Annotated in this window: 5 protein-coding genes and 1 pseudogene; 2 read left to right on the top strand and 4 right to left on the bottom strand. The window is 71.5% G+C overall.

Translation table 11 applies throughout. The features are described from left to right. Nucleotides 1–154: 154 nt before the first annotated feature. A complete protein-coding gene (locus ACFV1W_RS32310) occupies nt 155–694 on the top strand; it encodes a winged helix-turn-helix domain-containing protein (RefSeq protein ID WP_380420810.1) in 540 nt (179 codons plus the stop codon). 155 nt (nt 695–849) lie between these two features. Here the strand turns inward: ACFV1W_RS32310 and ACFV1W_RS32315 are convergent, their stop codons facing one another. Further along, nucleotides 850–1,470 carry an Orn/Lys/Arg decarboxylase N-terminal domain-containing protein gene (locus ACFV1W_RS32315; protein WP_380420811.1) on the bottom strand — a complete coding sequence of 207 codons (621 nt, stop codon included), beginning with the start codon at nt 1,468–1,470 and terminating at the stop codon, nt 850–852. A gap of 318 nt (nt 1,471–1,788) precedes the next feature. Here ACFV1W_RS32315 and ACFV1W_RS32320 point away from each other — a divergent pair, with 318 nt between their 5' ends. Next, a complete protein-coding gene (locus ACFV1W_RS32320) occupies nt 1,789–2,388 on the top strand; it encodes a 2'-5' RNA ligase family protein (protein WP_380420812.1) in 600 nt (199 codons plus the stop codon). A gap of 159 nt (nt 2,389–2,547) precedes the next feature. Here ACFV1W_RS32320 and ACFV1W_RS32325 read toward each other — a convergent pair whose 3' ends face one another. The 3 genes and pseudogenes from ACFV1W_RS32325 to ACFV1W_RS32335 form a co-directional block, all read right to left on the bottom strand. After that, complete coding sequence (locus ACFV1W_RS32325; RefSeq protein ID WP_380420813.1) at nt 2,548–3,276, bottom strand: hypothetical protein; 729 nt, start codon at nt 3,274–3,276, stop codon at nt 2,548–2,550. Nucleotides 3,277–3,554: 278 nt separating this feature from the next. Continuing rightward, nucleotides 3,555–3,824, bottom strand: a complete 270-nt coding sequence (locus ACFV1W_RS32330) for a hypothetical protein (protein WP_380420814.1) — start codon at nt 3,822–3,824, stop codon at nt 3,555–3,557. A 431-nt stretch (nt 3,825–4,255) separates the two neighbouring features. After that, nucleotides 4,256–4,577: pseudogene (locus ACFV1W_RS32335) on the bottom strand (alpha/beta hydrolase). Nucleotides 4,578–5,188 lie beyond the last annotated feature (611 nt).

A 5,188-nucleotide genomic window follows, 5' to 3' on the forward strand; every position in this document is an offset into this window, starting at 1 on the left:
CCCGAACCGTGCGGCAGGCTCCACTTCGATGCTCACCCGGCCGAGACAGCAGGCTCGAACTCACGATCACCAAGCTCGATTGAGCAACAGCTACTGAGGATTGCATGCTGTTGTCGGTAGTGACAGGTAGTGATCCCTGCGGTATGCCGTTGACATGCGGTATGCGCAGGGTGGGTTCCTGACCGCTGAGCGGCGGGCGTTTCGTGAACAGGTGCGGCTGGAGGCCGCCGGCCGGTTCGAGGCCGGCGACAAGACGGTGGCGATCGCCCGTGATCTGCGGGTCAGTGAGCGATCGGTGGAGCGCTGGCGCAGGACCTGGCGCGAGGGCGGGATCGAGGCCCTGCGTTCGACGGGGCCCGCGAGTGAACCCAAGGTCTCGGCGGCCCAGTTCGCCGAACTGGAAGAGGAGTTGGGCAGGGGACCGGTCGTGCACGGATTCGAGGACCAGCGCTGGACGCTGGCCCGGGTCCAGACGGTGATCGCTCGTCGGTTCCGGATCCGACTGTCGGTCACGACCGTCTGGCGGCTGCTGAAGCGGCACGGCTGGTCCTGGCAAACCCCGGCCCGCCGGGCTCCCGAGCGGGACGAGCACGCCGTCGAGCTGTGGAAACAGGAGGTGTGGCCGCGGGTAAAAGCACCGCGGCGGCGCTCGGAGCCTGGATCGTCTTCGAGGACGAGGCCGGGTTCGCGATGACGCCGCCGCGCGCCCGCACCTGGGGCCGACGCGGGCACACGCCCGTCGTCCGTGTCCGGGGACGCTCCCGCCGCCGGATCTCGGTGGCCGCGCTGTGCCGCTACAAGCCCGATGAGAAGAGCCGGATGACTACCGGCCCCGCTTCCACCACCCGGTCAAGTATGCCAGACGGAGCAACACGAGTGATCATCCTGCGGCAGCCTCCAAGCAAGTCCTTGAGCTGCATGGATGACACAGGTCGCTACGGAAGAGGCGCTCGCCGAAGTAGTCGTAGAAGACCCGCCCCCCGCCGCGGACTTCAGGAACGCGACACCGCCGGAGTGCGCGGGGGTGTGCCAGGAGTACTCGTGCGCGTCGTCGAAGCGGCGCAGCGCCTTGAAGAACGGCGGAAGGACGTCCCGGTGGTAGGCGCGAGCGGCGGCAGTGACCCGGCCGGCGATGAAGGCGGCGGTGTCCTCGAGCGGCCAGATGTAGCCGACCACGGCCTCCGAGACCCACAGCGGCAGCCGCTCCAGGTCGTGGTCGGACTCGTCCGCCATGAGCAGGAAGACCGGGAGGTCCTTGAACCGGCGCTGGATCAGCCGCAGGACGTCCGCGCCGCCGCCCTCCTGGTCGCCGCCGTCGTCGCCCGGCAGGTCCCAGGCCACCACGGCGGCCGCGAGCCCCGACTCCGTGCGCAGGACCGCCCGCGCGTCCCGGGCGGTAGCCGCCCAGCGGAGGGCCAGGCCCTGGTTCTCCAACTCCTTGCCGATCCGCCGCAACTGCTCGGTGCTCACCCCTCCTTGCAGCGGGTTCTCGCGCAGCGCCAACAGCACAGTGCCGCGCCCGGCACAGTCTCGTCCGGCCGGGGCACGTCAGCGGCGGTATTCGCTGTGCTTCACTCGAAGGCGCTAACGCCTGACAGCGTTCCCATGGGGTGAGAGGGGTCTCCAGCCACAGGGTCCGGGTGGCGGCGCGGTACAGCTGAGCGCCACCCTCGTCGGCGACTTCGACCGCCAGCTCGCCCGCGCCCTCGCCGCCCTTCCCGCCACCTGCGTCATGGCCTGCCCCAGCCGCAGCGAGACCACCATGGCAGTCGAGACCACCATGGCAGTGTGGACGGAAACCCGGTGTACGGCGGGGCCGAGCCGGTCGGCGCGCTCGTGGTGGCGCCGACGGCCCGGACGGCGGTGGCGTGGCTGCCGCCGCAGGAGCTCTGGCCGGCGATCCAGGACATCCGCTGGGAGCATGATCCGCAGGTACGGCGGTGGCCGCCGCATGTGAACCTGCTGTTCGGCTTCGTGCCGGAGGAGGAGTTCGCGCGGGCGGTGCCGCTGCTCGCCGCCGGAGCGGCGGAGAGCGCGGCGTTCGCCGCGCGTCTGGCCGGCGTGCGGTACTTCCGGCACCGGCATTACGCCACCGTGTGGCTCGACCCGGCCGCGGCGGACCCGGCGCCGTGGGCCTGTCTACACCGGGCGCTGGAGCAGCGGTTCCCGCTCTGCCGCGGGCGCGGCCGCCGTTTCATCCCGCATCTGTCCCTCGGACGCACACGGGACCCGCGGCAACTGGCCGCCGAGTGCGCCGCCCGGCTCGGCGCACTGTCGGCGGTGGTCGAGGAGGTGGTCTTGCTCTCCCGGCGCGGCGACGAACCGATGCGGCCCCGGGCCGCGATCGCGTTGGGCACGGGCGAGGTCCGTCAACTGTCGGATTGCTAGCGGAGGGAGGCTGCGACCATCGGCCCGCGGCCAGGCACGGTCGCCGAGCCGGGTCAGCAGGGCCGCGGTGACGACAGGGACCTCGTGACCGCCGCTCGGTGTCGCTTCAGCCGGTTGATTCCGCACCCCACCGCATGTCGCGCGCGGTAGTCGGCCTTGTCAGACTTGGGCGGACGGCCGTCGAGGGCAGTGATGCGCATCGGTGCGGGACGCGCGCCTTGTGACCCGGAATCGCTGCACGGCGCAGCCGGCTCCCAGCACGGCGGCGGTCCAAACGATGATCTCGGAGAGAACGGTGGCCAGCGTCGGGGTGGGGTGAGGCCGGGGCGGCAGCAGGATCATCTGCGCGGCGGCCCCCACCGGCACGGTGAGCGCGGCAAGCAAGCCGGCCGCCCCGGGCCGCCTGATTGCCGCGCCCACCGCGCCAAGTGCGACGCCGAACAGCAGGCTCGCCGCCCACCACAAGGCCAGCTCGCTTCTGTACAAGGCCAGTGGTTCGCCCCGAAACAGTGCGTCTGCCATGTAGTACGCCCCTGTGGCGGTGACGAGCGACAGCGCGCCGGCGAGGGCGCCACGGCGCCACGTACGGGCCAGCCAGCCCGTCGCGACCGCCAGTGCGGCCCACGCCCAACCGGCTCCCAGGAGCAGACTGAGCACTTCCGCGGCGCCGGCCCAGACGGTGCCTGTGAACGGCACGCCGAGCTTCCCGTAGGGGGAGGAGAGGGCGTTGACGAGAGAAACGGTCACTCCGAACGCCAGACCGATACCGAGACTCCCCTTGGTGACCTTCAGGCCGGCGTCGAGGGGCCGGTTGACGCCGGTGCACGCCGTGAACCCGGCTTTCATTCGGTGGCCGTGGTGCGGGTCCCGGCCGAGCAGGGTGCACATGCTACGTAGGGGCATACCGAGTATGTATACCTGGTATGCCCCGTGCGGCTCAAGCAGTGCCTCCTCACGCGGCGAGTGGGCAGCCTCGCCCAACGCGGGCCGGTTGTGCACCGTCACACGGCTCCTGCATCCCCGACACCGCCCTCGACGGGGCCGACGGCTGAACACCAGCACCGACCCCGGGGGCCGGTACGGTCCGCCCCCCGGGGTTCCGGAGACCCCGAAGGTCCCTCCCCCCAAGAAGTACTGATGAAGCCTCTGCTGTTTCCGAACGACGCTCAGTTCTGACCCTGCGCTCGTTCGGCCACATCACCTATGGTGGAGCCGACTTCGGCGAGGTCGTCTCGACGAGCCTGCGCATCGCGGAGGGCGACTACGACAGCTGGCACGACGAGTGGCTGGCCACCGCCGACCGGGTCGCCGGCAAGGCCCGGCGGGCCCTTGAGGCGGGCCACCCGGTCAGTGCCCGTGACGGAATCCTGCAGGCGTCGACCTACTACCGGTCGGCCGATTTCTTCCTGCACGGCAACCCGTGCGACCCCCGCCACGACCACTCCTTACGTGCCCCAGGACGCTGATCGCGTCCACCGCGGAAGTCGGCGCCGACGCGCACTGCCAGGCGGGAGCCCAGCGCCTCGCCGTCGCCCGCATCTACGACTGGCTGGACGACAGCCTGCAGCACCGGTCCGCAGCCGGCTAGCGATGTCTCTCCGCTCGTCTGACTCGTGAGACTGGGATGGCTGGTCGTGGTGATCTGACGGATGGGGAATGGGCTCGATTGGAGCCGCTTCCGCCCGTGAGCAACGGGCGTTGTGGCAGGTGACAGGAGCACTGGGAAGTGATCAACGGGGTTCTGCGCCGAGTGAGGGGAGACCTCGCGGGGGAAGGCCTTGGACCCGCAGTGACGGACATGGCCGGTGCGGGTCGGCCCTCAGTCGCCGGGCTTCGGCGATTTTTCTGATGGCACGTCGGGTACCGGTCAGATAGCGGCTGCGGGGATGGTCAGGTCGGTGAGGTAGCCGGCCGCGGCGTCGACCGTGGCCGGGCTGTTGAGCCAGGCGGTGTGGCCGTCGCCTTCCCAGTGCAGCACCCGGCTGTTGGGCAGGGCGCGCCGCACCCCGTCGGCGAAGGCCGGGGGTGGCCACGTCGTGCGCGCCGGACAGCAGCAGGATCGGCGGGAAGTGCGCCGGAACCCGCCAGGCGTGCGGCGTGAAGCCGGAGCGCACGGGCCAGCCCGCGCAACCGGAGGCGATGTCCCAGAATTCGGAGTAGCCGCGCAGGGTCGGTGCGATCGCGCGCACCCGTAGGCGGCCTCCGGCAGGGCGGCCGCAGCCCCGGCGTCAGCGGGCACGGGGACGTCCTGGCAGATGATCGAGCGGTACGCCGGGTACTCGGGGTTGCGCGCCGCCGTGTAAGGGGCGAGCGCCTCCGGACTCCCGGTCGTGTCGACCCGGTCCAACGCGGTCGCGAGCCCCGGGTAGAAGAGCGGCGACTGGAGCCCGGTGTTCACCGCCTGGGCAATCTCCTCGGCACGCACCGGGCGTTCGCGGTCCAGGATCCCGTGGCGGTCCGCGCGGTTCAGCAACGCGGTCAGGAGGCCGCGCACGTCCCGGTCGTGCAGCGCGCTCTGCGGCTGCGCGGCGGACCAGCGGGCAACCGGTCGACGCCGTCCTCCACGGCAGCGGCATCGAGCGCGTTCCGACCTGCGTTGCCACGATCGCCTTGTTGCCGGGGCTCTTTCATAGGTGTTGCGGAGCGCTGACCTGTAGCGGTCCGTGTTCTGGCTCTCTTCATGAGAGTTGGGGGGGGGGGGGGGGGGGGGTTGGGGGGGGGGGGGGGGGGGCGGCCCAAGGCCACAGACCACGCCCCCGGCTCGCCGCGCGCGACGGGCGGCGGCGCGGGCCCCCGCCCC

It is taken from the genome of Kitasatospora sp. NPDC059648 (assembly GCF_042734825.1).
Taxonomy (GTDB): domain Bacteria; phylum Actinomycetota; class Actinomycetes; order Streptomycetales; family Streptomycetaceae; genus Kitasatospora.